Raw genomic sequence first — 25,496 nt, 5'->3', positions numbered from 1 at the left:
CCATGCCTGCACTGACCACCTACACCACCCCAGTCCTTGCCGACTGGGTGGACTACAACGGCCACCTGCGCGATGCGTTCTACCTGCTGATTTTCAGCTACGCCACCGACGCGCTGATGGACACCTTGGGCCTGGACAGTGAAAACCGCGAAGCCAGTGGCCATTCGCTGTTCACCCTCGAACTGCACCTGAACTACTTGCACGAAGTGAAACTCGGCGCCGACGTGGAGGTGCATACACAACTGATCGCCCACGACGCCAAGCGCCTGCACCTCTATCACAGCCTGCATCTAGTGGGCGATGAGAAAGAACTCGCCGGCAACGAACAGATGCTGCTGCACGTCGACCTGGCCGGTCCACATTCGGCGCCGTTTACCGACGTAACGCTGGAAAAACTCGCAACCATCAGCGCCGAACACGCTGACCTGCCACGCCCTGCTCTTCTGGGCCGGGTGATTGGATTGCCAACCAAAAGATAGCGAAAAAAAGCCCCGGTCCAGCCGTGACTGGAGCGGGGCAGAGTGCTGTGTGTGAGCCGTACATCCCGAGGGTGACCAAACCTTCAAGCTGTTTGCTGGTAGCCAGTGTGCCTATTACTTCAATGGGTAAATGACCCGAAAACGACACGTTCATAGCCATCTGAGCCATTCGTGCATTCTGCCCTTGCCGACCGGCTGGGGGGCTACCAGAATCCAAGTCGCTCCCGCTCCCTTCACCAGGATAAACGTCATGATGCACGCGGATTTGATTGATCAGGATGACCTGCTGAGCCAACTGCGCTCGCTGGGTTTCGAGGTGTCCAGCGGCGCCAGCGCCGAGCAGGCATGTGAGTGCGCGGTACGCGGTTTGAACCCGGCACGGGCCAAGGCGCTCAAGGGTATGGTTGAGCAGATGTACACCGGCAGTGCGACGATTTTGCCGGCAGTGCGTCAGGCGATCGATAAGCAGTTGTTACCGGCGCTGATGCAGTTCAAGCAGAACTCTGGCGCCTGACAATCCCCTGTGGCGAGCGGGCTTGCCCCGCGTTGGGCTGCGCAGCAGCCCCAATCTGAGCGATGCGGTGTATCAGGCAGACCTCAACTGCAGGTGTTGGGGCCGCTTCGCAGCCCAACGCGGGGCAAGCCCGCTCGCCACAAGGTTGGTTTAGAGCCGTACACTCGCGAAAGTCGACTCATTGCGCGCCTGGCTCAACGCCGACAGCGGCCCCGACAATGGTGACAACACCAGCGCCTGCGGTATCGGCATCATTGCCACCTGCTGGGTGGTGTTGGAGCCTACGCGCTCATCCCGTGGCGGAATGCCGAAGTATTCGCGGTAGCACTTGGAGAAGTGCGGCGTGGACACAAAGCCGCACACCGACGCCACTTCGATGATCGACATCGGCGTTTGCTTGAGCAACTGCCGCGCGCGAATCAGGCGCAGCTTGAGGTAGTAGCGCGACGGCGAGCAGTGCAGGTATTTCTGGAACAGCCGCTCCAGTTGGCGGCGCGACACGGCGACGTACACCGCCAGTTCGTCCAGGTCGATCGGCTCTTCGAGGTTGGCTTCCATCAGCGCGACGATTTCCTGCAACTTCGGCTGGTTGGTGCCAAGCATGTGCTTGAGCGGCACACGCTGGTGATCCTGTTCGTTGCGGATGCGCTCGTACACAAACATCTCGGAAATCGCTGCCGACAGTTCACGACCATGGTCGCGGCTGATCAGGTGCAGCATCATGTCCAGCGGCGCGGTGCCACCCGAACTGGTGAAGCGGTTGCGGTCGAGGGTGAACAAACGGGTGCTCATCGACACACGCGGGAAGGCTTCCTGCATCGACGCCAGGCATTCCCAATGCACGCTGCAATCAAAACCGTCGAGCAACCCGGCGCAGGCCAGGGCCCAACTGCCGGTGCACACTGCACCCAGGCGACGGGACTGGCGCGCCTGGCTTTGCAGCCACGACACATGTTCACGGGTCACGGTGCGCTGGATACCCACGCCGCCGCACACAATCACAGTGTCCAGGGCCGGGGCTTTGTGCATGGAGGCATCGGGGGTGATTTGCAGACCGTCGCTGGCCCACACCTGGTTGCCGTCGACACTCAGGGTTGTCCAGCGATACAGCTCGCGGCCGGACAGCTGGTTGGCCATGCGCAGCGGTTCCACGGCCGAAGCCAGGGAAATCAGCGTGAAATTGTCCAGCAGCAAAAAGCCGATGGATTGAGGCGCACGGTTCTGGGGTTGGGCCCCGGAGTTGAACGACGTCATGGCGATATCTCCTCACACAAAGCGGGTGACGGCCTCAGGCGAGGCTCTTGTTATTGCGCTCTTCATCCGGCAAGGCGAGAGGCTTTGAATTGTATAGAGCAAATGCCATGCCTAAGTTTGAATGGCCATTCAACAAATCCTGAAAACGACCTTATGACGCGTCTAAATAAGCCCGTGCGGGACGTGCGGGATATGGATGAAAATGGACGTAGGAGCCGCCCGCTCAAGGTGTGTGAGCAGTTCGGTAGCACTTGTGGGAAGGCGCTTTCAGCGCGTAGGAAAAGTCTGTCACCACACGCACAGGTAACGAGTGGTCGGAGGGGAAATCGTTCGGAAGCTACTTATCTATTTGCGACGCGCTAAAAGGTGGCGCTTTTGGTTGGAGTGTTCACTTTTTGAGCAGTATCGTCTGGATTACAGTATCGGGGGCAAGCCCCCGATACAGGCGACTCGGTCTCAGCACTCCACCGCACTGACCGCCAACCCACCCCGCGATGTCTCTTTGTACTTGTCATGCATATCCGCCCCGGTATCGCGCATGGTGCGGATCACCCGATCCAGGGAGATAAAGTGCTGGCCGTCACCGCGCAGGGCCATCTGCGCCGCGTTGATCGCCTTGACCGCTGCAATCGCATTGCGCTCGATGCACGGCACTTGCACCAGGCCACCCACCGGGTCGCAGGTCAGGCCGAGGTTATGCTCCAGGCCGATTTCGGCGGCGTTGCACAGCTGTTCCGGGGTTGCACCAAGGATCTCCGCCAGCCCGGCAGCGGCCATGGCGCAGGCTGAACCCACTTCACCCTGGCAACCGACTTCGGCTCCGGAGATCGAGGCGTTCTTCTTGCACAGGATCCCCACCGCCGCCGCACTGAGCAGGTAGTCGACCACGTTGGCTTCGGTGACTTCGTCGCTGAACTTCATGAAGTAGTGCAGCACCGCCGGAATGATCCCCGCCGCACCGTTGGTAGGTGCCGTGACCATGCGTCCACCGGCGGCGTTTTCTTCATTCACCGCCAGGGCGAACAGGTTGACCCATTCCATCGCGCTCAAGGTCGAGCCGATCACATTCGGCTTGTTCAACTCTTGCAGACTGCGGTGCAACTTGGCGGCGCGGCGGCGCACGTTGAGGCCGCCGGGCAGGATGCCTTCGTGCTTGAGGCCCTCCTCCACGCACGCCTGCATGGCACGCCAGAGTTTCATCAGGCCGCTGCGGATTTCGTCTTCGGAGCGCCAGACTCTTTCGTTGGCCAGCATCAACTCGGCAACGCGCAGGTTGTGGGTCTTGCACAGCTGCAACAACTCCACCGCACTGGAAAAATCATAGGGCAGTTCGGTGCGGTCCATGTCCGCCACACCGCTCTGCGCCTGGGCTTCATCCACCACAAAACCACCGCCCACCGAGTAGTAGGTGTCGCGGTGCAGCTCGCCGTCATCGCCAAACACCACCAGGGTCATGGCGTTGGGGTGAAAGGGCAGGTTTTCGTCGAGCAGGCGCATGTCCCGGGCCCACAGGAACGGCACGGGCAAACGCCCGTCGAGCAGCAGTGTGTCGGTCTCACGCAGGGTGTGGATACGCAGGCCGATCTGCGACGGATCGATCGCGTCCGGCCACTCGCCCATCAGGCCCATGATGGTGGCGGTGTCGCTGCCGTGGCCGATGCCGGTAGCCGACAATGAGCCGTATAGCTGAACTTCGACACGCCGAACCTGTTCCAACAGTTCACGTTCACGTAATGCCTGGACGAACAACGCCGCGGCGCGCATGGGGCCGACGGTGTGAGAACTAGAAGGCCCGATGCCGATCTTGAACAGGTCGAAAACACTGATAGCCATTGCGGTAGAACTCCTCGATAAGCACGGCCAGGCTTGAACGAGGTGCTACGCTCAGATCGCCCAGATGGCGGCATCATCAAGCTTTTATCCGCCGTCACGACGTCTCACACCGACGTAACCATGCTCACTAACGCCGCCCCCGTGCGAACAGGCGTTTTGGCCGTTTTTAGCGGTGCAGATGGGCAAAAACAGCCGTTTTGCCTTGGGAAAAACCTGTAAGCGACGTCACCGACACTGGATACGACCCTCCCTGTACTGGATACGACGCCCCCTGTAGGCGTCAGATTTTCACTGGTACATGATCAGTCACGACTCGTTTGCAAGGCACCGTGGCAGAGCTGTTGTCGCACGCTCCAACCGCAACACTTATAAAGCGCGGCAACTGCCGCCAGAAAAAACACAGGAGTCTACCCAGATGAAAGGTTCACCCTCGTTGTTGTTGGCCGCCATGCTGAGTCTGCCAGTCATGGCGCACGCCGCAGAACCGGAACAGTGCAAGACCGTCAACTTCTCCGATGTCGGCTGGACCGACATCACCGTCACTACCGCGACCACCAGCGAAGTCCTCAAGGGCCTGGGCTACAAGCCGCGCACCACGATGATTTCGGTACCTGTGACTTACAAGTCCCTGGCCGACGGCAAGAACATGGACATCTTCCTCGGCAACTGGATGCCGACCATGGAAAACGACATCAAGCAGTACCGTGATGCCGGCACCGTGGAAACCGTGCGCGCCAACCTGGAGAACGCCAAGTACACCCTGGCCGTCCCCGAGGCGCTGTACAACAAAGGCCTGAAAGACTTCGCCGATATCGCCAAATTCAAGGATGAACTGGGCGGCAAGATCTACGGCATCGAGCCGGGTAATGACGGCAACCGCACCATCCAGACGCTGATCGACAAAGACGCCTTCGGCCTGAAAACCGCCGGTTTCAAAGTGGTCGAATCCAGCGAAGCCGGGATGCTCTCGCAGGTGGAACGCGCCTCCAAGCGCGACCAGGCCATCGTGTTCCTAGGATGGGAACCGCACCCGATGAACACCCGCTTCAAGATGAAGTACCTGACCGGGGGTGACGATTCGTTCGGTCCCAACTACGGCCAGGCCACCATCTATACCAACGTCCGCAAGGGCTACACCCAGGAATGCAGCAACGTCGGTCAGTTGCTGAAAAACCTGTCGTTCACCCTGAACATGGAAAGCACCCTGATGGGTAACGTCCTGGACGACAAGATGAAGCCCGACGCTGCGGCGAAAGCCTGGCTGAAGAAGAACCCGCAAGTACTCGACACCTGGCTCGCCGGTGTCACCACCGTCGATGGCAAACCCGGTCTGGAAGCCGTCAAAGCGTATCTGAACAAGTAACTGCTGACCCCGGGGCGGTGCGCTGCCTCGGGATGTTTTCCCCTTCGCATGTGGACATTCACTACCATGCTGACTGAACAGAAAATCCCACTAGGCCAGTACATCGCTGCCTTCGTCGAATGGTTGACCCAACACGGCGCCAACTACTTTGACGCAATCGCATCGACACTGGAAACGATGATCCACGGCGTGACGTTCGCGCTGACCTGGTTCAATCCACTGGCATTGATCGGTCTGATTGCGCTGCTGGCTCACTTTATTCAACGTAAATGGGGACTGACTGTTTTTGTCATCGCCTCCTTCCTGCTGATCCTCAACCTGGGGTACTGGCAGGAAACCATGGAGACCCTCGCGCAGGTGCTGTTCGCCACGCTGGTCTGCGTGGTCATCGGTGTGCCGCTGGGCATTGTTGCCGCGCACAAACCGATGTTCTACACCCTGATGCGGCCGGTGCTCGATCTGATGCAGACCGTACCGACCTTCGTCTACCTCATCCCTACCCTGACCCTCTTCGGGCTGGGTGTGGTGCCTGGCTTGATCTCCACGGTGGTGTTCGCGATTGCCGCGCCGATCCGTCTGACCTACCTGGGTATCCGTGACGTACCGCAAGAGTTGATGGACGCCGGCAAGGCCTTTGGCTGCTCGCGCCGTCAGTTGCTCTCGCGCATTGAACTGCCCCACGCCATGCCGAGCATCGCTGCCGGTATTACCCAATGCATCATGCTGTCGTTGTCGATGGTGGTGATCGCCGCCCTGGTGGGTGCCGACGGCCTCGGCAAACCAGTGGTCAACGCGCTGAACACCGCCGACATCGCCCTGGGCTTTGAAGCCGGCCTGGCGATTGTGCTGCTGGCCATCATGCTCGACCGCATCTGCAAACAACCCGACGCCAAAGTAGGGGGTGATGCATGAGCATTATCCGATTCGACAATGTCGACGTGATCTTCTCCAAAGACCCACGCGAAGCGCTCAAGCTGCTGGACCAGGGCATGAGCCGTAACGAGATCCTGAAAAAAACCGGGCAGATTGTCGGCGTTGAAAAAGCCAGCCTGGATGTAGAAAAAGGCGAGATCTGCGTGCTGATGGGCCTGTCGGGCTCCGGCAAGTCAAGCCTGCTGCGCTGCATCAACGGCCTCAACACCGTGAGCCGTGGTCAGCTGTTCGTGGAGCATGAAGGTCGCCAGATCGACATCGCCTCCTGCACCCCTGCCGAGCTGAAAATGATGCGCACCAAACGCATCGCCATGGTGTTCCAGAAGTTCGCCCTGATGCCCTGGCTGACGGTGCGCGAGAACATCAGCTTTGGCCTGGAAATGCAGGGCCGCCCGGAGAAAGAACGGCGCAAGCTGGTGGATGAAAAACTCGAGCTGGTGGGCCTGACCCAGTGGCGCAACAAGAAGCCGGATGAACTCTCCGGCGGCATGCAGCAGCGCGTCGGCCTGGCCCGCGCGTTGGCGATGGATGCCGACATCCTGTTGATGGACGAACCCTTCTCCGCCCTCGACCCGCTGATCCGCCAAGGCCTGCAGGACGAATTGCTGGAACTGCAAAGCAAGTTGAGCAAGACCATCGTGTTCGTCAGCCACGACCTCGACGAGGCGCTCAAGCTGGGCAGCCGCATCGCGATCATGAAAGACGGCAAGATCATCCAGTACAGCGTGCCGGAAGAGATCGTGCTGAACCCGGCGGACGACTATGTGCGCACCTTCGTCGCCCATACCAACCCGCTGAACGTACTGTGCGGCCGCAGCCTGATGCGCACGCTGGACAACTGCAAACGCGTCAACGGTTCGGTGTGCCTGGATCCGGGCGGCGACTCGTGGCTGGACCTGGCCGAAGGCAACACCATCCAGGGCGCGCGGCAGAATGGCGTGGTGATGAATTTGCAGAACTGGGCACCGGGGCAACCGGTGGAAGGTTTGGGTCGGGTACCGACACTGGTGGATTCGAATATCGGCATGCGTGATGCGCTGCAGATTCGTTATCAGACCGGGAACAAGCTGGTGTTGCATGACAACAACCAGGTGGTGGGCATCCTGGGTGACAGTGAGCTCTACCACGCCCTGCTGGGCAAAAACCTGGGCTAACCACACTGCATAACAAATGTGGGAGGGGGCTTGCCCCCGATAGCGGTGGATCAGTAACAGATGGACTGACTGACACACTGCAATCGGGGGCAAGCCCCCTCCCACATTTTTTGCCCCAGTGGCGTCAGTGACACCACCGGGCTTTCAACGCATCAGCTATAGACACGGCCAAGGAGCTGCCGATGGCTTTCAAACTGATCGAGCACGTCCCGGGTGATCTGTTCCTGGGCGAAGCCCATCAGGTCGTATTCCTGAGGCCCGTTGTGCAGGTACACCTCGGCACGGTAATAGCGGGTGCGTTCTTCTTCGGGCAGGTCACTCGGCGCCGACGAGTAAGCATCCAGGCTCACTTCATAAACGAACGGGTTGCCCTCTTCCATCTCGATGCGCACACCGATGCAGCGCTTGGACTTGCCCAACAGCGTCTGCACTTCCAACCCTTGCTCACGCAACGCGACCGCCGCCTCTTCCAGCGCCGGCGTGACGTGCTTGTCCATAAAGCGCTGAACAGTGCCCTGGCTCGGTTGCAGGTCGAGTGCCGTCAAACGCTCGCTGAAGCCACGACGCCCGCGTTCAGCCAGTTGCGCCTGCTCCTGTTCGATCGCCACGTCCTGGCGCATCGCCTTGTGCAAACCGAACATAAAGACAATCAGCACCACCGAGAACGGCAGCCCCGCCAGCACCACCATGGTTTGCATGGCTTCGAAATTGCCGGCAAACAGCAGGCCGATGGTCACCAGAGTGATCACCGCCGACCAGAAAATGCGCAGCCAGTGCGGCGCATCTTCATCCACATTGCCGCCCTTGCAGGAAAGGTTGGCCATCATCACCGCGCCGGAATCCGCCGGGGTCAGGAACAGCACAAAGCCCACGAAGATCGACACGCCGATGACGACTTTCGACGCCGGGTAATGCTCCAGCAATTGATAGATGGCCATGGACGGTTGTTCCAGCGCCGTCTTGCCCAACTCCACCGCACCGTGGTTCAACACCAGGTCCAGCGCCGAATTACCGAAGATCGACAGCCACGCCAGGGTAAAGCCCAGGGGAATCAGCAGCACGCCGGCCACCAGCTCACGCACTGTGCGGCCCCGGGAAATACGCGCGATGAACATGCCCACGAACGGTGCCCAGGAAATCCACCAGGCCCAGTAGAACAGGGTCCACAGGCCCATCCAGCGTTCGGTTTTGTCACCGTCGCCTTCGTACACATAGAGGTCGAAGGTCTTCAGCACGATGCCGTTGAGGTAGTCACCGGTGTTCTGCACCAGGCCGTTGAGCAGGTGCAGGGTCGGGCCGAACAGCAGCACGAAGATCAGCAAGCCGCTGAACAGCACGATGTTGAGGTTGGACAGGCGGCGGATGCCGTTCTCCACGCCCGACACGGCGGCGATGGTCGCTACGGTGCTCATCACGATGATCACGATCAGCAGGTTGGTGTTGCTGTGCTGCATGCCGAACAGGTTTTCCAGGCCGGACGACACCTGCATCGAACCGATGCCCAGGTTGGTCACCAGGCCCAACAGGGTCACGAACATGCCGAAACCATCCACCGCGTGACCGGCCGCGCCTTTCACCCAACGCTCACCCACCAGCGGGTACAACGCCGAACGCAAGGCCAGCGGCTGGTTATGCCGATAGGCGAAGTACGCCACGGCCAGGCCGACCAGCGCATAGATCGCCCAGCCATGCAGGCCCCAGTGCAGGAAGGTCAACTGCAACGCCTGGCGGGCTGCGCCATTGCTGGCGGCGGCGCCTTCGGGCGGGTTGAAGTAGTGATCCAGCGGCTCGGAGGCACCGAAGTACAGCAACGAGATACCGATGCCCGACGAGAACAACATGCCGGCCCAGGCGCCGTAGCTGAAGTCCGGGGTGTCGTCCTTGCTGCCCAGTTTCAATTTGCCGTAGGACGAAAACGCCAGGCCGACCACAAACACCAGGTAAGCGGCGATGACCACCATGTAGTACCAGCCGAAGCTTTTGGAAAGCCACGCCTGAGCTACGCCGAGCATGCGCCCGGCCTCCTGTGGGGCGATGATCAGAATGGCGGTCAACAACAGAATCAGCGCGGTGGAGGTGTAGAACACCCAACCGTTGACCCGCACCTTTTCCGGCGGGGTCTTTATAAGAGAGGCAGAACTCATGGCGCAGATGCTCCAGGCAGTGCGAGAGAGAAACACAAGGCAACGGTTATCCCGACCTATCGATTTTTCGGCAGTCGACGGACGGGTGTTATAAAGACACCCCGAAAATTCTTGAGCCCCACCAGGCAGTGGGCAGGCCTTGATACCGCCTGTTTCAAAGGTTTTTGCAGGTGTCAGATGTCGCCGCCCTCATGTAGGAAATACCTGTAGGCAGCGACCATTTGTCGCAGAGCTTATTCTTTGTTGATTGAACGTTCAATCAAAACAAAATAGACTGGCCTTCAAGTCGACGAACGTGCATCACCCGTCGGCAGGCCTAAGGAGAGGTGCTACATGCCCAAGGTCGGTATGCAACCCATACGCCGCCAACAGTTGATCGAAGCCACGTTGACGGCCATCGATCAGGTCGGAATGGGAGACGCCAGCATTGCGCTGATCGCCCGTTTGGCCGGGGTCTCGAACGGCATCATCAGTCACTACTTTCAGGACAAGAACGGCCTGATCGCCGCGACGATGCGCTATCTGATGAACGTGCTGATCGAGAACGTTCATGAACGCAGGCTGGCGCTGAAGGACGACAGCCCACGGGCGCACCTTCGGGTGATCATCGAGGGCAACTTCGACGCCAGCCAGGTCAATGGCCCGGCAATGAAAACCTGGCTGGCCTTCTGGGCCACCAGCATGCATCACCCGTCATTGCACAGGTTGCAGCGGATCAACGATCAACGTCTGTATTCCAACCTGTGCTGCCAGTTCCGCCGAGTGCTGCCGCTGCCGCACGCACGCAAAGCAGCCAGAGGCCTGGCGGCGTTGATCGACGGTTTGTGGTTGCGCGGCGCCCTGTCGGGAGACGCTTTCGACACGGCGCAGGCGCAACGGATCGCTTACGAATACATGGATTTCCAATTGGCCAAGCAGGTGAGTTAGAGCCCTTACAAACGCTCAACCCCTGAACGTCTGCCGCTCAGTGTTGCCACACCCTTATGGCCCACTTTGCGGCGGGTAACGCCAACCACTTATGCACTTGCGAGGACTTTATGGCCCGTTTCGACCTGCAAAAACTCTACATTGACGGCGGCTACAGCGACGCTGGCAGCGATGCCACCTTCGAAGCCATCAACCCGGCTAACGGTGAAGTTCTCGCCCAAGTGCAACGCGCAACGAAAGAAGACGTTGAACGTGCCGTGGTCAGCGCTGAAAAAGGCCAGAAAATCTGGGCCGCCATGACCGCCATGGAGCGTTCGCGCATCCTGCGTCGTGCCGTCGACATCCTGCGCGAGCGCAACGATGAACTGGCCGCCCTGGAAACCCTGGACACCGGTAAAGCCTTCTCCGAAACCAAGTACGTCGACATCGTCACCGGTGCCGACGTGCTGGAATACTACGCAGGCCTGGTGCCGGCCATCGAAGGCGAACAGATCCCACTGCGCGACACCTCGTTCGTCTACACCCGCCGCGAGCCGCTGGGCGTGGTCGCCGGTATCGGCGCCTGGAACTACCCGATCCAGATCGCCCTGTGGAAATCCGCACCGGCCCTGGCCGCCGGTAACGCGATGATCTTCAAGCCAAGCGAAGTCACGTCGCTGACCACCCTGAAACTGGCCGAGATCTACACCGAAGCCGGCGTTCCAGCTGGTGTGTTCAACGTCTTGACCGGCAGCGGCCGTGAAGTCGGCACCTGGCTGACCGAGCACCCGCGCATCGAGAAAGTCTCGTTCACCGGCGGCACCGACACCGGCAAGAAAGTCATGGCCAGCGCGTCGAGTTCTTCGCTCAAGGAAGTGACCATGGAACTGGGCGGCAAGTCGCCGCTGATCGTGTTCGAAGACGCCGACCTGGATCGTGCGGCCGACATCGCGATGATGGCCAACTTCTACAGCTCCGGTCAGGTCTGCACCAACGGCACCCGCGTGTTCGTGCCCAAGCACCTGCAAGCGGCGTTCGAAGCCAAGATCGTTGAGCGTGTTGCGCGCATCCGCGTTGGCGACCCGCAGGACGACAACACCAACTTCGGCCCGCTGGTCAGCTTCGCCCACATGGAAAGCGTGCTGGGCTACATCGCCAAAGGTAAGGAAGAAGGCGCTCGCGTGCTGTGCGGCGGCGACCGTCTGACCGACGGCGACCTGGCCAAAGGCGCCTTCGTGGCCCCGACCGTGTTCACCGACTGCACCGACGAGATGACCATCGTCCGTGAAGAAATCTTCGGCCCGGTGATGAGCATCCTCACCTACGAAACCGAAGAAGAAGTGATCCGCCGCGCCAACGACACCGACTTCGGCCTGGCTGCGGGCCTTGTGACCAAGGACCTGAACCGCGCGCACCGCGTGATTCATCAACTGGAAGCGGGCATCTGCTGGATCAACGCCTGGGGCGAATCCGACGCGAAGATGCCGGTCGGTGGCTACAAACAATCCGGTGTGGGCCGTGAGAACGGCATCAGCTCGCTGAACAACTTCACCCGCATCAAATCGGTACAGGTTGAGCTGGGCGACTACGCCTCGGTGTTCTAAGACCCGAGCCTTGCGTTGCCTTTGAGGCCGCCATCGGGGGCGAGCCCCCTCCCACCTTTGACTGTGTAAACCCGATCAAATGTGGGAGGGGGCTTGCCCCCGGTGAGGCCCGACCTGACCACACATCAAAGAGGGTGCATTTATGTCCCAAGAATACGACTACATCATTGTGGGTGCCGGCTCCGCCGGTAACACCCTGGCGACCCGTCTGACCGAAGACGAAGGCGTCACCGTCCTGCTGCTGGAAGCCGGTGGTCCCGACTACCGTCTCGACTTCCGTACCCAAATGCCCGCCGCCCTGGCCTTCCCGCTGCAAGGCCGCCGCTACAACTGGGCCTACGAAACCGATCCAGAGCCACACATGGACGGTCGCCGGATGGAATGCGGGCGCGGCAAGGGCCTGGGTGGCTCTTCGCTGATCAACGGCATGTGCTACATCCGTGGCAACGCCATGGACTACGACAACTGGTCGAAGCTGCCAGGTCTGGAAGACTGGAGCTACCTGGATTGCCTGCCGTATTTCCGCAAGGCCGAAACCCGCGACATCGGCCCGAACGACTGGCACGGCGGCGATGGCCCGGTCAGCGTGACCACGCCTAAAGCCGGCAACAACCCGCTGTTCCACGCCATGGTTGAAGCGGGCGTGCAGGCCGGTTACCCGCGCACCGAAGACTTGAACGGCTACCAGCAGGAAGGCTTCGGCCCGATGGACCGTACCGTCACGCCGAACGGCCGTCGCGCCAGCACCGCGCGCGGTTACCTGGACACGGCCAAGAAGCGTTCGACCCTGACCATCGTCACCCACGCCCTCACCGACAAAGTGTTGTTCGAAGGCAAGCGTGCCGTGGGCGTGCGTTACCTGATCGGTGCCGCCGAAGAGCGCGTTGAAGCCCGTGCGCGTAAAGAAGTGCTGGTGTGCAGCGGTGCAATCGCTTCGCCGCAACTGCTGCAACGCTCCGGCGTGGGCCCGGCCAAACTGCTGGAAAGCCTCGATATCCCGGTGGTCCACGACCTGCCTGGCGTCGGCGAAAACCTGCAGGACCACCTTGAGCTGTACCTGCAATATGCGTGCACTCAGCCAGTGTCGCTGTACCCGTCGCTGCTCTGGTACAACCAGCCGGCCATCGGTGCCGAGTGGCTGTTCAACGGTACCGGCATCGGCGCCAGCAACCAGTTCGAAGCGGGCGGTTTTATCCGTACCCGTGAAGAATTCGAATGGCCGAACATCCAGTACCACTTCCTGCCGGTAGCGATTAACTACAACGGCAGCAACGGTGTGAAAGAGCACGGTTTCCAGGCGCACATGGGCTCCATGCGCTCGCCGAGCCGTGGCCGCGTGCAACTGAAGTCGAAGAATCCACGGGACTACCCGAGCATCCTCTTCAACTACATGGCCACCGAGCAGGACTGGCAGGAATTCCGCGACGGCATCCGCCTGACCCGTGAAATCATGCAGCAGCCGGCCCTGGATCCGTACCGTGGCCGCGAAATCAGCCCGGGCATCGAGGTGCAAACCGATGAGCAGTTGGACAAGTTCATCCGCGAGCACGCCGAAACCGCGTTCCACCCGTCCTGCTCGTGCAAAATGGGCGACGACGAGATGGCCGTGGTCGATGGCGAAGGCCGCGTGCATGGCATGCAGGGTCTGCGCGTAGTCGATGCGTCGATCATGCCGATCATCACCACCGGCAACCTGAACGCGCCGACGATCATGATCGCCGAGAAAATCGCCGACAAGATCCGTGGCCGCCAGCCGCTGCCGCGCAGCACCGCCGACTACTACGTGGCGGGCGATGCGCCGGTGCGTGGTAAGCCGTTGCGTGAAGTGGGGCCGACTGCGCAGTAACCCATTCCCTGTGGCGAGCGGGCTTGCCCCGCGTTGGAGTGCGTAGCGCTCCCAAGATTTTTGGGGCCGCTGCGCAGCCCAACGCGGGGCAAGCCCGCTCGCCACAGGGGCACTTGGCACAAAGAATCACCTCTCCTTGATCAGCCCTCAGCCCAGGCCTACTCTGTTTGCCTGCCCGCGCTGAGCCGCCCACAAGGAAGGCCCCATGTTCGACCACCACGCCACACTCAAAAAGCATTTCAGTGCCCTGCGCACCACCGCCGAGTTCTTCTCCCTGCGCTACGTGCGCGAATCCGGCCAGTACCTGTCGGTGCGCAAGAACGTCGCCGAACCGCCCCACCTGAACCACGACGAAGGCGTCATGCTCACCGTGCGTGTCAACGGTGCAGAAGCCTACGCCGCCACCCACGATATTTCCCTTGCCGGCCTGCAGGCCGCCCTTGAGCGCGCCGAACAGCAAGCCCGCTTGATAAAACCCCATGCCCTGCTCGACTTGCGCGACCAACAGGTGTCCAGCGACGTCGCCGACTACCTGTCGCCCAATATTGAGCAAGCCTTCCCGCCCCTGAGCGACTGCTACCAACTGCTCGGCGATGAGTCCTCGGCAGTCCCCCAGGACGAGCGCCTGGTGAACTGGGAAGTCAGCCTCGGCCTGACCCACGTCGAGCAGATCTACCTCAACAGTGCCGGCGCCGACCTGCGCCAGGCCCAGCGGTTTGTGTTCCCTGGCATCAATGTCACCGCCTACGACGGCAACGACAGCCAGTCGCGCACCCTCGGCGGCAGCAACTTCGGCCAGCAAGGCGGGTTTGACGTGATCAGCCGCTTCGGCCTGGTCGGCGCCGCGCCGCGCATTGCCGACGAAGCCCTGCAACTGCTGCTGGCGCCAAACACGCCCCAGGGCCCGCGCGACCTGCTGCTGATGCCCGACCAGATGATCCTGCAGATCCACGAGTCCATCGGCCACCCGCTGGAACTCGACCGCATCCTCGGCGACGAGCGCAATTACGCCGGCACCAGTTTTGTGAAGGCCAGCGACTTCGGCCAGCTGCAATACGGTTCCAAGCTGTTGAACGTGACATTCGACCCGGACATTCCCGAGCAACTGGCCAGCTACGGCCATGACGACGACGGCACCGCGGCCAGCAAACAATTCCTGATCCGCGAAGGGCTGCTGCTCAAGCCGCTGGGTGGGGCGTTGTCGCAGTTCCGCGCCGACATGAGCGGCGTGGCCAACAGCCGCGCCAGCAGCTGGAACCGCCCGCCGATCGACCGCATGGCCAACCTGAATATCGAAGCCGGTGACAAGAGCCTGGCGCAACTGATTGGCGGCATCGAAAGCGGCATCCTGATGTCGACCAACCGTTCGTGGTCCATCGACGATGCGCGCAACAAGTTCCAGTTCGGCTGCGAGTGGGGCCAGTTGATTGAAAACGGCGAACTCAAGGGCGTGGTCAAAAACCCCAACTACCGGGCGATTTCCGCGCAGTTCTGGCGCAACCTCAGCGCCGTGGGCGACGCCAGTACCTTCAAGGTATTGGGCACGCCGAACTGCGGCAAGGGCGAGCCCAACCAGGTGATCCGCGTCGGCCATGCGTCGCCGGCCTGTGTGTTCAGCAACGTTGACGTATTTGGGGGAGATGCCTGATGAACAACTTCAAGGCATTGGTGCAGTGGCTCAAGCAGGCCATCACCGACAAGGAACAATTTCACCTGGGCTACGCGGCAGAATCGTCGGAGTTCGTGCGCTTCAACCACGCCAAGGTGCGTCAGGCCGGGCAGGTGCAGCAGGCCAGCCTCACCCTCAAGCTGATCAACGATGGCCGCCATGCCGACCTCGGCATCACGCTGGCCGGCGAGCCCGAGTTGGATCGTCAGCGTCTCGCCGACGGTCTGCAGCAACTGCGCGAAACCCTGCCGCTGCTGCCGCATGACCCGTACCTGTTGCTCAACCACAACGCCTGGCAAAGCCACAACGAACAGGCCCGCCCCCTGCCCGACCTGGCCCAGGTGCTGGAAGAAATCAGCCAGGCGGCCGATGGCGTCGACCTGGTCGGCTTCTATGCCGCCGGTCCGATCAGCCGGGGCTTCGCCAGTTCGGACGGCGCGTTTGGCTGGCATCAGGCCAATAGCTTCAACTTCGATTTCAGCCTGTTCCACGCCAATGGCGAGGCGGTAAAAGCCAGCTACGCCGGCGATGCCTGGGACAGCGCCGAGTTCGCCCGGCGCTTCCAGCTCGCCCGTGAACAGCTGGAGTTCCTCGGCCGCCCGCTGCACCCATTGGCGCCCGGACAATACCGCGCCTACCTCGCCCCGGCGGCGCTGGAAGAAATTCTCAGCATCATCACCTGGGGTGGTTTTTCCGCCCAGGCCATCGCCAGCAAAGGCAGCTCTTTGCAACGGCTGTATGCCGGTGAACAGTCCCTGAGCCCGCTGGTGACGGTGAAAGAACACATCACCGACTCCCTGAGCCAGGCGTTCTCCAGCGAAGGCTACCCGCGCAGTGACGTCACGCTGATCAACGCCGGCCAGGCCGAAGGCCAACTGGTGAACTCGCGCAGCGCCGCCGAATATGGCCTCAGCGCCAACGGCGCCAGCGGCGATGAGTCACCGAGCGCCTTGCAGATTGCGGCGGGCACCCTGGCCCAGGCCGATATCCTCAAGCAACTGGGCACCGGGCTCTACATCAGTAACCTGTGGTACCTGAACTACTCCGACCTGCCCGCCGCACGCCTGACCGGAATGACGCGCTTCGCCACGTTCTGGGTGGAAGACGGCGAGATCAAGGCGCCGGTCAGCACCATGCGGTTTGATGACAGCGTCTACCAGTTGCTCGGGTCGCAATTGGAAGCGCTGACGGCTGAGCGCGAACTGCTGCTGTCGGCCAGCACCTACAGTCAGCGCAATACCGCGTCCAACCTGTTGCCGGGTGCCCTGGTCAAACGCCTGACCCTGACCCTGTAAATACAAAACCCGTGTGGGAGGGCGGCTTGCCCCCTCCCGCATTGTCTTGCGCTGATTTCAGACAGCTCGGTTTCGGCCCGTCCTACGGTAAATTCTCTTCCTCCCAGTCTGCACGGGCAGCTTGTTGTCGCCTGCAAAAAACCTAGTTATAACGGTTAGTGGCACCACGCCACCTCACCCACGAGAGCACGACCTTGTCCGGGAAGGACAAGCTGGAGCGTTGACATGAACCATGGAAGTTTTGTCATAGAAAAGCTGTTCAAGCACTACAACGTTCATGTTGAGCAACTAGGAAACGATTCGCAAAAGAAGACCGTCTTGATGGTCAACGGCGCACTGTCCACCACCCGCTCATTCGCCCGCACCAGTAAATGCCTGGCCGAGCATTTCAATGTGCTGCTGTTCGATCTGCCCTTCTCGGGCTATTCCCGCGAACACAACACCGACCTCGACCTGGTGACCAAGGATGACGAGGTGCAAATCCTGCGCGCCCTGGTCGAGCGCTTCCAGGTCAATCACCTGGTCTCGGCCTCATGGGGCGGCATCTCCACGCTGCTGACCCTGGCGCACAACCCGCCATCCATCGAAAGCTCAGTGGTGATGGCCCTGGCGCCCAACCTCAACCAGGCGATGCTCGACTATGTGGAGCGCGTGCGGGTGCTGATCGAGGCCGATGACAAATCCGCCGTCGGGCACCTGCTCAACGAAACCGTCGGCCAATACCTGTCGCCGCGCCTCAAGCGCAATAACCATCGGCACCTGTCGAACATGGCCACCACCGAGTACCGCCAGGCGCGCTTTCATATCCATCAGGTGCTGGCATTGGGCGATGGCAACTACCTGCCGGCACTGCAAAAGATCGAAACCCCGGTGCACTTTCTCAACGGCGCACTGGATGAATACACCCCCGCCGCGGATGCCCAACTGTTCAAGCACTACGTCGACCGCAGCAGCTTTGCCGTGGCCGAACACACCGGGCATTTACTGGACCTGGAGTCCCGCGAGGCGGCTTTGGCGGTGCACCGTGCGTTGTTGGATTTCCTGGTGGGAGAGCACGCGAACTTGTCGGATTTAGACGAACCGCCAGTGGGAAAAGGAGCGACGAATGGCGCATAATCGCCGACACATAGCCGGCTAACAAAAAGGTACCCCATGCCAGATCGTGCCCCTCTCGATGCCAAGACCGCCCGCTGGCTCCCCTGGGTGGTAGCGATTGCCTTCTTCATGCAATCGCTGGATGGGACGATTCTCAACACCGCACTGCCGGCGATGGCGCGGGATCTGGCAGAGAACCCACTGCGCATGCAAGGGGTGGTGATCGCTTATATGCTCACCGTCGCCTTGCTGATCCCGGCCTCGGGCTGGATCGCCGACCGCTTCGGCACCAAGAAAATCTTCTTCGGCGCGATCATGCTGTTCAGCATCGGCTCCTTGCTGTGTGCGCTGTCCAGTACCCTGACCATGCTGGTGGGCGCGCGGGTCATCCAGGGCCTCGGCGGTGCACTGATGCTGCCGGTCGGCCGACTCGTGGTGCTACGCGCTTACCCTCGCTCCGAGCTGGTGCGGATCATGGGTTTCATTACTATTCCCGGCCTGCTCGGGCCCTTGCTCGGCCCGACCATGGGCGGCTGGATGGTGCAATACCTGACGTGGCACTGGATCTTCCTGATCAACCTGCCGGTGGGCATGATCGGTTGCTATGCCGTGTGGAAATTCATCCCCGACCTGCGCGGCAGCGAGCGCACGCGCTTCGATGGCATCGGTTTCCTGCTGTTCGGCGCGGCGATGGTGCTGATCACCATTGCCATGGAAGGCCTGGGTGAACTGCACCTGCCGCACCTGCGGGTGATGTTGCTGCTGTTCGGCGGGTTGGCGTGCCTCGCGGCGTATTGGCTGCGCGCCGGGCATATCGATAATCCGCTGTTTTCGCCGGCACTGTTCAAGACCCGCACCTTTGCCGTGGGCATCCTCGGCAACCTGTTCGCGCGCCTGGGCAGCGGCGCATTGCCGTTCCTGGTGCCGTTGCTGCTGCAAGTGGCCCTGGGGTATTCGCCGTCCCAGGCCGGCATGAGCATGCTGCCCCTGGCGGCGGCGGCAATGTTTGCCAAGTCCATCGCCCGGCCGCTGATCGAGCGTGTGGGCTACCGCATCGTGTTGACCGGCAACACCCTGGCGCTGGGCATCATGCTGGCGAGCATGGGCCTGGTCAGCGAGCAGACGCCCTACCCGCTGCTGCTGGCCATGCTGGCGGTGCTGGGGGCTATCAACTCGCTGCAATTCACCGCGATGAACACCGTCACCCTGATCGACCTCGACGACGCCCAGGCCAGCAGCGGCAACAGTTTGCTGTCGGTGGTGGCGCAACTGTCCCTGAGCCTGGGGGTGGCCTGCGCCGGTGCGCTGCTCGGCGGGTTTACCGCCGAATCGGGCAACGACGGCGTGAGCACGGTGCTCGGCGCGTTCCAGCTGACCTTCCTCACCGTGGGCATCATGGCGATGCTGGCGGCGGCGATCTTCCTGCAACTGTCGCCCCAAGACGGCAAACGGGCGGCCAGCCCGGAGCAGCATATCGAGCATTAACGGGCGTCTCGTCTAGAACTTGCGGGGAAATTCCCACAGGGCTGGTACACTGCGCGACATTTTGTTTTGCAGAGCCAGTCCCGTGACTACCATCGCCACCGCTTTTAATACTTTGCCCCTGTCCGCCGCCATGCTGGCTAACCTCGACTCACTGGGTTATGTCGAGATGACGCAGATCCAGGCGCAAAGCTTGCCGGTGATCCTCAAGGGGCTGGACCTGATTGCCCAGGCCAAGACCGGCAGCGGCAAGACCGCTGCGTTCGGCATCGGCCTGCTGAACCCGATCAACCCGCGCTACTTCGGCTGCCAGGCCCTGGTGATGTGTCCGACCCGTGAGCTGGCTGACCAGGTCGCCAAGGAAATCCGCCGCCTGGCCCGCGCCGAAGACAACATCAAGGTCCTGACCCTGTGCGGCGGCGTGTCCCTCGGCCCGCAGATCGCCTCCCTGGAGCACGGCGCCCACGTGATCGTCGGCACCCCGGGCCGTATCCAGCAACACTTGCGTAAAGGCTCGCTGGTGCTGGACGGCTTGAACACCCTGATCCTCGACGAAGCCGACCGCATGCTCGACATGGGCTTCTACGACGCCATCGAAGACATCATCAGCAAGACCCCGCCACGCCGCCAGACTCTGCTGTTCTCGGCCACCTACCCGGTGAGCATCAAGCAGCTGGCCTCGAAGTTCATGCGCGCGCCGCAGCAAGTGAAGGCCGAAGCGTTCCACTCCGACGATCAGATCGAACAACGTTTCTACGAGATCTCCCCGGAAGAGCGCATGGACGCCGTGACCAAGGTGCTGGCGCATTTCCGCCCGGCCTCCTGCGTGGCGTTCTGCTTCACCAAGCAGCAAGTGCAGGAAACCGTGGATCACCTGACGGCCAAGGGCATCTCCGCCGTCGGCCTGCATGGCGACCTGGAACAGCGCGACCGTGACCAGGTATTGGCGATGTTCGCCAACCGCAGCACCTCGGTGCTGGTGGCCACCGACGTCGCCGCCCGCGGCCTGGACATTGACGCGCTGGACATGGTGATCAACGTCGAACTGGCCCGCGACTCGGAAATCCACATCCACCGCGTGGGCCGTACCGGTCGCGCCGGTGAGACCGGCATCGCCATCAGCCTGGTGGCGCCGTCCGAAGCACACCGCGCCCAAGCCATCGAGCAACTGCAGAAGTCGCCGCTGAACTGGGACCAACTGGACAACCTCAAGCCGCAAAGCGGTGGTCCGCTGCTGCCGGTGATGAGCACCCTGTGCATCGCTGCTGGCCGTAAGGACAAGGTGCGTCCGGGCGACATCCTGGGTGCATTGACCGGTGAAGCCGGCATCCCGGGTGCCCAGGTCGGCAAGATCGCGATCTTCGACTTCCAGGCCTTCGTGGCCGTGGAACGCGGCATCGCCAAGCAGGCGTTGCAGCGTTTGAACGACGGCAAGATCAAAGGCCGTTCGTTGCGTGTGCGGATCCTGTAACACGACCTCCAACCTATATGGAGATCCAATGTGGGAGGGGGCTTGCCCCCTCCCACATTAACTGCATTCCAATTCAGAATTTGTATGGGGACATTGCTGTGCGCTCGACCGAAGTTGTGATCATTGGCGCCGGCGCCGCAGGCCTGATGTGCGCACTGACCGCCGCCGGGCGTGGGCGCAAGGTGATGTTGATCGACCACGCGAACAAGGCCGGCAAGAAGATCCTGATGTCCGGCGGTGGCCGCTGTAATTTCACCAATATGTACACCGAGCCCGCCAACTTCCTCTCGCACAACGCGCACTTCTGCAAGTCGGCCCTGGCCCGCTATACCCAGTGGGACTTTATCGGGCTGGTGGCCAAGCACGGTGTGCCGTACCACGAGAAGAAACTCGGCCAACTGTTCTGCGATAACAAATCCAGTGACATCCTCGGCATGCTGCTGGACGAGTGCATCCAGACCGGCGTGAGCCTGCACCTGGACACCTCGATTGAAGAAATCGCCAAGGTCGACGGCGGCTACCAGTTGCAGACCACCTTGGGTGAACTGCGCTGCGAATCCCTGGTGATCGCCACTGGTGGCCTGTCGATCCCGACCCTGGGCGCCACCGGTTTTGGCTATCAAGTGGCCAGGCAGTTCGGCCACGAGCTGTTACCGACCCGCGCCGGGCTGGTGCCGTTCACCATCACCGACCAGCTCAAGGAGTTGTGCGGCGAGTTGTCCGGTACCTCGGTGGACTGCCTGGTCAGCTGCAACGGCCAGAGCTTTCGCGAGAACATCCTGTTTACCCATCGCGGCCTCAGCGGCCCGGCGATTCTGCAGATTTCCTCCTACTGGGAATCCGGCGACACGGTGGAGATCAACCTGCTGCCCGACCACGACGCCCACACCTGGCTGCAAAAGCAACAGGTCGAGCGCCCCAACAGCGAGCTGAAAACCCTGCTGGGTGAAATCTTCACCAAGAAGATGGCCAACCTGCTGGCGGACACCTGGTTCGCGTCCAAGCCGATGAAGCAATACACCCACGCCGAAGTGGCCGACATCGCGCAAAAACTGTCGAGCTGGCAACTGGTGCCTGCCGGCACCGAAGGCTACCGCACGGCCGAGGTGACCTTGGGCGGGGTGGATACGCGGGAAGTCTCGTCCAAGACCATGGAATCGCTGAAAAGCCCAGGCTTGTACTTTATTGGCGAAGTGCTGGATGTGACCGGGCACCTGGGCGGGTTTAACTTCCAGTGGGCCTGGGCGTCCGGTTACGCGGCCGCGCAGTTTGTTTGACACGACGCAGTAAAAAATGTGGGAGGGGGCTTGCTCCCGATAGCGGTGTATCAGTGATAGATGTTCTGACTGACACACTGCAATCGGGAGCAAGCCCCCTCCCACATTTGATTTACGGTATGCCTGGGAATAATTTGCTGCCAGATGTGATCACCACCCTTGCCGTGGCGTCACTGATGGCTCAATTTAGCGGCATCGTCCCGGAAGACTCCAGACTTCATGTCATCGACCTCGTTCAAGCAGTCCATGCGGCGCCTGTGGGCGCTGGATAAATTCAGCTACAGCATTCGGGTGTTCATCGCCCTCACCGGCAGCATGGCGCTGTGCTGGTATCAGGATGAAATGACGCTGCTGATCCCGCTGTTCCTGGGGATTATCGCCAGCGCCCTGGCCGAGACCGACGACAGCTGGCAAGGCCGCCTCAACGCCCTGGCGGTGACGCTGGTGTGTTTCAGCATCGCCGCGCTGTCGGTGGAGCTGCTGTTCCCCTACCCCTGGATTTTCGCCATCTCCCTGGCCCTGGCAACGTTCTGCCTGACCATGCTCGGCGCCTTGGGCGAACGTTATGGCGCGATTGCCTCGGCCACCTTGATCCTGTCGGTCTACACCATGATCGGCGTAGACCAGCGCGGGGGCGCCGTCAGCGACTTCTGGCATGAGCCGTTGCTGCTGGTGGCCGGTGCCGCCTGGTATGGCGCGTTGTCGGTGCTGTGGCAGGCGCTGTTCTCCAATCAGCCGGTGCAGCAGAGCCTGGCGCGGTTGTTCCGCGAACTAGGGCGTTACCTCAAGCTCAAATCATCGTTATTCGAACCGATTCGCCAACTGGACGTGGAAGCTCGTCGCCTGGAACTGGCCCAGCAAAATGGCCGGGTGGTGGCGGCGCTGAATGCGGCGAAGGAAATCATCCTGCACCGCGTCGGCAATGGCCGGCCGGGGTCGAAGGTCAGTCGCTACCTCAAGCTGTACTTCCTGGCCCAGGACATCCACGAACGCGCCAGCTCGTCCCACTACCCTTACAACGCCCTGGCCGATGCGTTCTTCCACAGCGATGTGCTGTTCCGCTGCCAACGCCTGCTACGCCAGCAAGGCAAGGCCTGCCAGGCCCTGGCCGAGTCGATCCAGCTGCGCCAGCCATTCATCTATGACGACAGCTTCGCCGAAGCCCTCAGCGACTTGAATGCCTCCCTGGAACACCTACGCGTCCAAAGCAACCCGGCCTGGCGCGGCCTGCTGCGTTCGTTGCGGGCGCTGGCAGCCAACCTGTCCACCCTCGACCGCCTGCTCGGCGACGCCAGCAACCCCGATGCCCTGGCCGACGCGACCGACAGCAACCTGCTGGACCGCGCCCCGCGCAACCTGAAGGAAATGTGGACGCGCCTGCGCACGCAACTGACGCCGACGTCGCTGCTGTTTCGCCATGCGCTGCGCCTGTCCCTGGCGCTGACCGTCGGCTACGGCATGCTGCATGCGATCCACGCCTCCCAGGGTTACTGGATCATCCTCACCACATTATTTGTTTGCCAACCGAACTACGGCGCTACCCGGCGCAAGCTCGGCCAGCGGATCATCGGCACCGCCATCGGCCTCACCGTGGCGTGGGCGCTGTTCGACCTGTTCCCCAGCCCCCTGGTGCAATCGATGTTCGCCATCGCCGCCGGGCTGGTGTTCTTTATCAACCGCACCACCCGCTACACCCTGGCCACGGCGGCGATCACCTTGATGGTGCTGTTCTGCTTCAACCAGGTGGGCGATGGCTACGGGCTCTTCCTGCCACGCCTGTTCGATACCCTGCTCGGCAGTTTGATTGCAGGCCTGGCGGTCTTCCTGTTCCTGCCGGACTGGCAAGGTCGGCGCCTGAACAAAGTGCTGGCCAACACCCTGACCTGCAACAGCATCTACCTGCGCCAGATCATGCAGCAATACGCCGCCGGCAAGAGCGACGACCTGGCCTACCGTCTGGCCCGACGCAATGCGCACAACGCCGATGCGGCGCTGTCCACCACCTTGGCGAATATGCTGATGGAACCTGGGCATTTCCGTAAGGAAGCGGATGTGGGCTTCCGCTTCCTGGTGCTGTCGCACACCTTGCTCAGCTACCTCTCGGGGCTCGGTGCACACCGCGAAACCCAGCTGCCGGCCGAGGTGCGCGAGCATTTGATCGATGGTGCCGGTAACAGCCTGGCGGCGAGCATTGATGAAATCGCCACGGGGCTGGCGAACAAGCAGCCGATTGCGATTCAGAGCGATGCCGAGGAGGCCTTGGCGGCTGATCTGGAGCAGATGCCGGATGAGATTGATGAAGGGCAGCGATTGGTGCAGACACAGTTGGCGTTGATCTGTCGGCAGTTGGGGCCGTTGCGCACCTTGGCGGCGCATTTGATCAAAGATACCAGCGCGGCTTAGACTTGCTCCCGATGAGGCCCGCACAGGCACTACATGCCATGGGCCTTCATCAACCGCGCATAACTGCCATCCGCCTTCATCCTGGCAATCTCACGGTCAAAGCTCGCCACTATCTGCGCATGCTCAGGGTTCTTCAGGCTGACCAGAATATGCAGGCTGTTTTCGCTCAGCGGCGTGGGTAAGAATTCCACCGCATTGCGCACCCGCGCCGACTCGCGCGACAGGTAATAGCGCGCCACATACTCATCCTCCACCGTCAACCGCACCCGCTGCGCCGCCAGCATGCGCACGGCCATGGCGAAGTTATGCACCGGGATTTTCTGCAACTGCGCATCCCCATCGAACGGCGCCGAATAGGCATAACCGCGCACCACCGCAATGGGATAGGCGTGCAACTGCTCCAGGTTCTGAAACTCGATGGGGTCGTCACGGCGCTTGATGAAACGCACGCGGTTGAGCAGGTACTCGCCCGAGAACTGACCCAATTGCGTACGGGCATCGTCGTACCAGGCGTTGATCAATACGTCATAGCGCCCGTCGCCCACGCCCATCAACGCGCGAGCCCAGGGCACTTGCTCGAAGTCACTGGCATAGCCCGCACGGGCCAGGGCGGTACTGACGATGTCGGTGGCCAAGCCACCATTGATCAAGGTGGCATCGGTAAAGGGCGGCCAGGCATCCGCGACCAGGCGCAGACGCTGTGCAAACACAGGCGTTGCCAGCAACAACACTCCAATCAAAGCAACGGCACGAGACAATCGCGGCATGCTCAAA

19 protein-coding genes are annotated in these 25,496 nt (G+C 61.4%); 15 read left to right on the top strand and 4 right to left on the bottom strand.

Translation table 11 applies throughout. The annotated features are described in order from the left end of the window. The first annotated feature begins 2 nt into the window (after positions 1-2). Both AD670_RS02815 and AD670_RS02810 read left to right on the top strand, forming a co-directional pair. Entirely contained in the window at positions 3-479 is a 477-nt protein-coding gene (locus AD670_RS02815; protein WP_053128127.1) for a thioesterase family protein, read from the top strand. Positions 480-729: 250 nt separating this feature from the next. After that, positions 730-993 carry a hypothetical protein gene (locus tag AD670_RS02810; protein ID WP_053128125.1) on the top strand — a complete coding sequence of 88 codons (264 nt, stop codon included), beginning with the start codon at positions 730-732 and terminating at the stop codon, positions 991-993. Positions 994-1,143: 150 nt separating this feature from the next. On the opposite strand, the gene AD670_RS02805 is transcribed toward AD670_RS02810, so the two are convergent. After that, positions 1,144-2,247 carry a GlxA family transcriptional regulator gene (locus AD670_RS02805; RefSeq protein WP_053128123.1) on the bottom strand — a complete coding sequence of 368 codons (1,104 nt, stop codon included), beginning with the start codon at positions 2,245-2,247 and terminating at the stop codon, positions 1,144-1,146. Between the two features lie 456 nt (positions 2,248-2,703). After that, the gene (locus tag AD670_RS02800) at positions 2,704-4,080 is read right to left on the bottom strand and encodes an L-serine ammonia-lyase (protein WP_053128121.1); all 1,377 of its coding nucleotides are present in this window, start codon (positions 4,078-4,080) and stop codon (positions 2,704-2,706) included. Between the two features lie 415 nt (positions 4,081-4,495). Between AD670_RS02800 and AD670_RS02795 the strand changes: the two genes are divergently transcribed. The 3 genes from AD670_RS02795 (at position 4,496) to choV (ending at position 7,530) form a co-directional block, all read left to right on the top strand. Continuing rightward, positions 4,496-5,443, top strand: coding sequence for a choline ABC transporter substrate-binding protein (locus tag AD670_RS02795; protein WP_053128119.1), 948 nt, complete (start codon positions 4,496-4,498; stop codon positions 5,441-5,443). A 66-nt stretch (positions 5,444-5,509) separates the two neighbouring features. Continuing rightward, positions 5,510-6,355, top strand: a complete 846-nt coding sequence (choW, locus tag AD670_RS02790) for a choline ABC transporter permease subunit (RefSeq protein ID WP_015886271.1) — start codon at positions 5,510-5,512, stop codon at positions 6,353-6,355. Continuing rightward, positions 6,352-7,530 (top strand): choline ABC transporter ATP-binding protein, encoded by a 1,179-nt coding sequence (gene choV, locus AD670_RS02785; protein ID WP_053128117.1) that lies wholly within the window; start codon positions 6,352-6,354, stop codon positions 7,528-7,530. The genes choW and choV overlap by 4 nt, the downstream gene beginning before the upstream one ends. A gap of 152 nt (positions 7,531-7,682) precedes the next feature. Here choV and AD670_RS02780 read toward each other — a convergent pair whose 3' ends face one another. After that, complete coding sequence (locus AD670_RS02780) at positions 7,683-9,617, bottom strand: BCCT family transporter (RefSeq protein WP_256243849.1); 1,935 nt, start codon at positions 9,615-9,617, stop codon at positions 7,683-7,685. Between the two features lie 390 nt (positions 9,618-10,007). On the opposite strand from AD670_RS02780, the gene betI reads away from it, so the two are divergent. The 10 genes from betI to yccS all read left to right on the top strand — a co-directional run bounded on the left by betI (position 10,008) and on the right by yccS (position 24,722). Continuing rightward, the gene (gene betI / locus AD670_RS02775; protein ID WP_053128113.1) at positions 10,008-10,601 is read left to right on the top strand and encodes a transcriptional regulator BetI; all 594 of its coding nucleotides are present in this window, start codon (positions 10,008-10,010) and stop codon (positions 10,599-10,601) included. Between the two features lie 110 nt (positions 10,602-10,711). Further along, positions 10,712-12,184, top strand: coding sequence for a betaine-aldehyde dehydrogenase (betB, locus tag AD670_RS02770; protein WP_053128111.1), 1,473 nt, complete (start codon positions 10,712-10,714; stop codon positions 12,182-12,184). A 142-nt stretch (positions 12,185-12,326) separates the two neighbouring features. Beyond that, a complete protein-coding gene (gene betA, locus AD670_RS02765; protein WP_053128108.1) occupies positions 12,327-14,030 on the top strand; it encodes a choline dehydrogenase in 1,704 nt (567 codons plus the stop codon). 205 nt (positions 14,031-14,235) lie between these two features. After that, positions 14,236-15,678 (top strand): TldD/PmbA family protein, encoded by a 1,443-nt coding sequence (locus AD670_RS02760; RefSeq protein ID WP_053128106.1) that lies wholly within the window; start codon positions 14,236-14,238, stop codon positions 15,676-15,678. Further along, a complete protein-coding gene (locus tag AD670_RS02755) occupies positions 15,678-16,994 on the top strand; it encodes a TldD/PmbA family protein (protein WP_053128104.1) in 1,317 nt (438 codons plus the stop codon). Before AD670_RS02760 ends, AD670_RS02755 begins: the two co-directional genes overlap by 1 nt. 225 nt (positions 16,995-17,219) lie before the next feature. After that, positions 17,220-18,110 (top strand): alpha/beta fold hydrolase, encoded by an 891-nt coding sequence (locus AD670_RS02750; RefSeq protein ID WP_053128102.1) that lies wholly within the window; start codon positions 17,220-17,222, stop codon positions 18,108-18,110. A 36-nt stretch (positions 18,111-18,146) separates the two neighbouring features. Continuing rightward, positions 18,147-19,574, top strand: coding sequence for a multidrug transporter subunit MdtD (gene mdtD / locus AD670_RS02745; protein WP_053128100.1), 1,428 nt, complete (start codon positions 18,147-18,149; stop codon positions 19,572-19,574). A gap of 130 nt (positions 19,575-19,704) precedes the next feature. Then, positions 19,705-21,042, top strand: coding sequence for an ATP-dependent RNA helicase DbpA (gene dbpA, locus AD670_RS02740; protein ID WP_235865629.1), 1,338 nt, complete (start codon positions 19,705-19,707; stop codon positions 21,040-21,042). A gap of 92 nt (positions 21,043-21,134) precedes the next feature. Continuing rightward, complete coding sequence (locus tag AD670_RS02735; protein WP_156338067.1) at positions 21,135-22,319, top strand: NAD(P)/FAD-dependent oxidoreductase; 1,185 nt, start codon at positions 21,135-21,137, stop codon at positions 22,317-22,319. A 219-nt stretch (positions 22,320-22,538) separates the two neighbouring features. After that, positions 22,539-24,722, top strand: coding sequence for a YccS family putative transporter (gene yccS / locus AD670_RS02730; protein WP_053128096.1), 2,184 nt, complete (start codon positions 22,539-22,541; stop codon positions 24,720-24,722). 29 nt (positions 24,723-24,751) lie between these two features. Here yccS and AD670_RS02725 read toward each other — a convergent pair whose 3' ends face one another. Next, a complete protein-coding gene (locus AD670_RS02725) occupies positions 24,752-25,489 on the bottom strand; it encodes an ABC transporter substrate-binding protein (RefSeq protein ID WP_053128095.1) in 738 nt (245 codons plus the stop codon). Positions 25,490-25,496 lie beyond the last annotated feature (7 nt).

It is taken from the genome of Pseudomonas sp. MIACH, assembly GCF_001269925.1.
GTDB lineage: Bacteria > Pseudomonadota > Gammaproteobacteria > Pseudomonadales > Pseudomonadaceae > Aquipseudomonas.
This window is presented reverse-complemented; position numbering and strand designations above follow the sequence as displayed.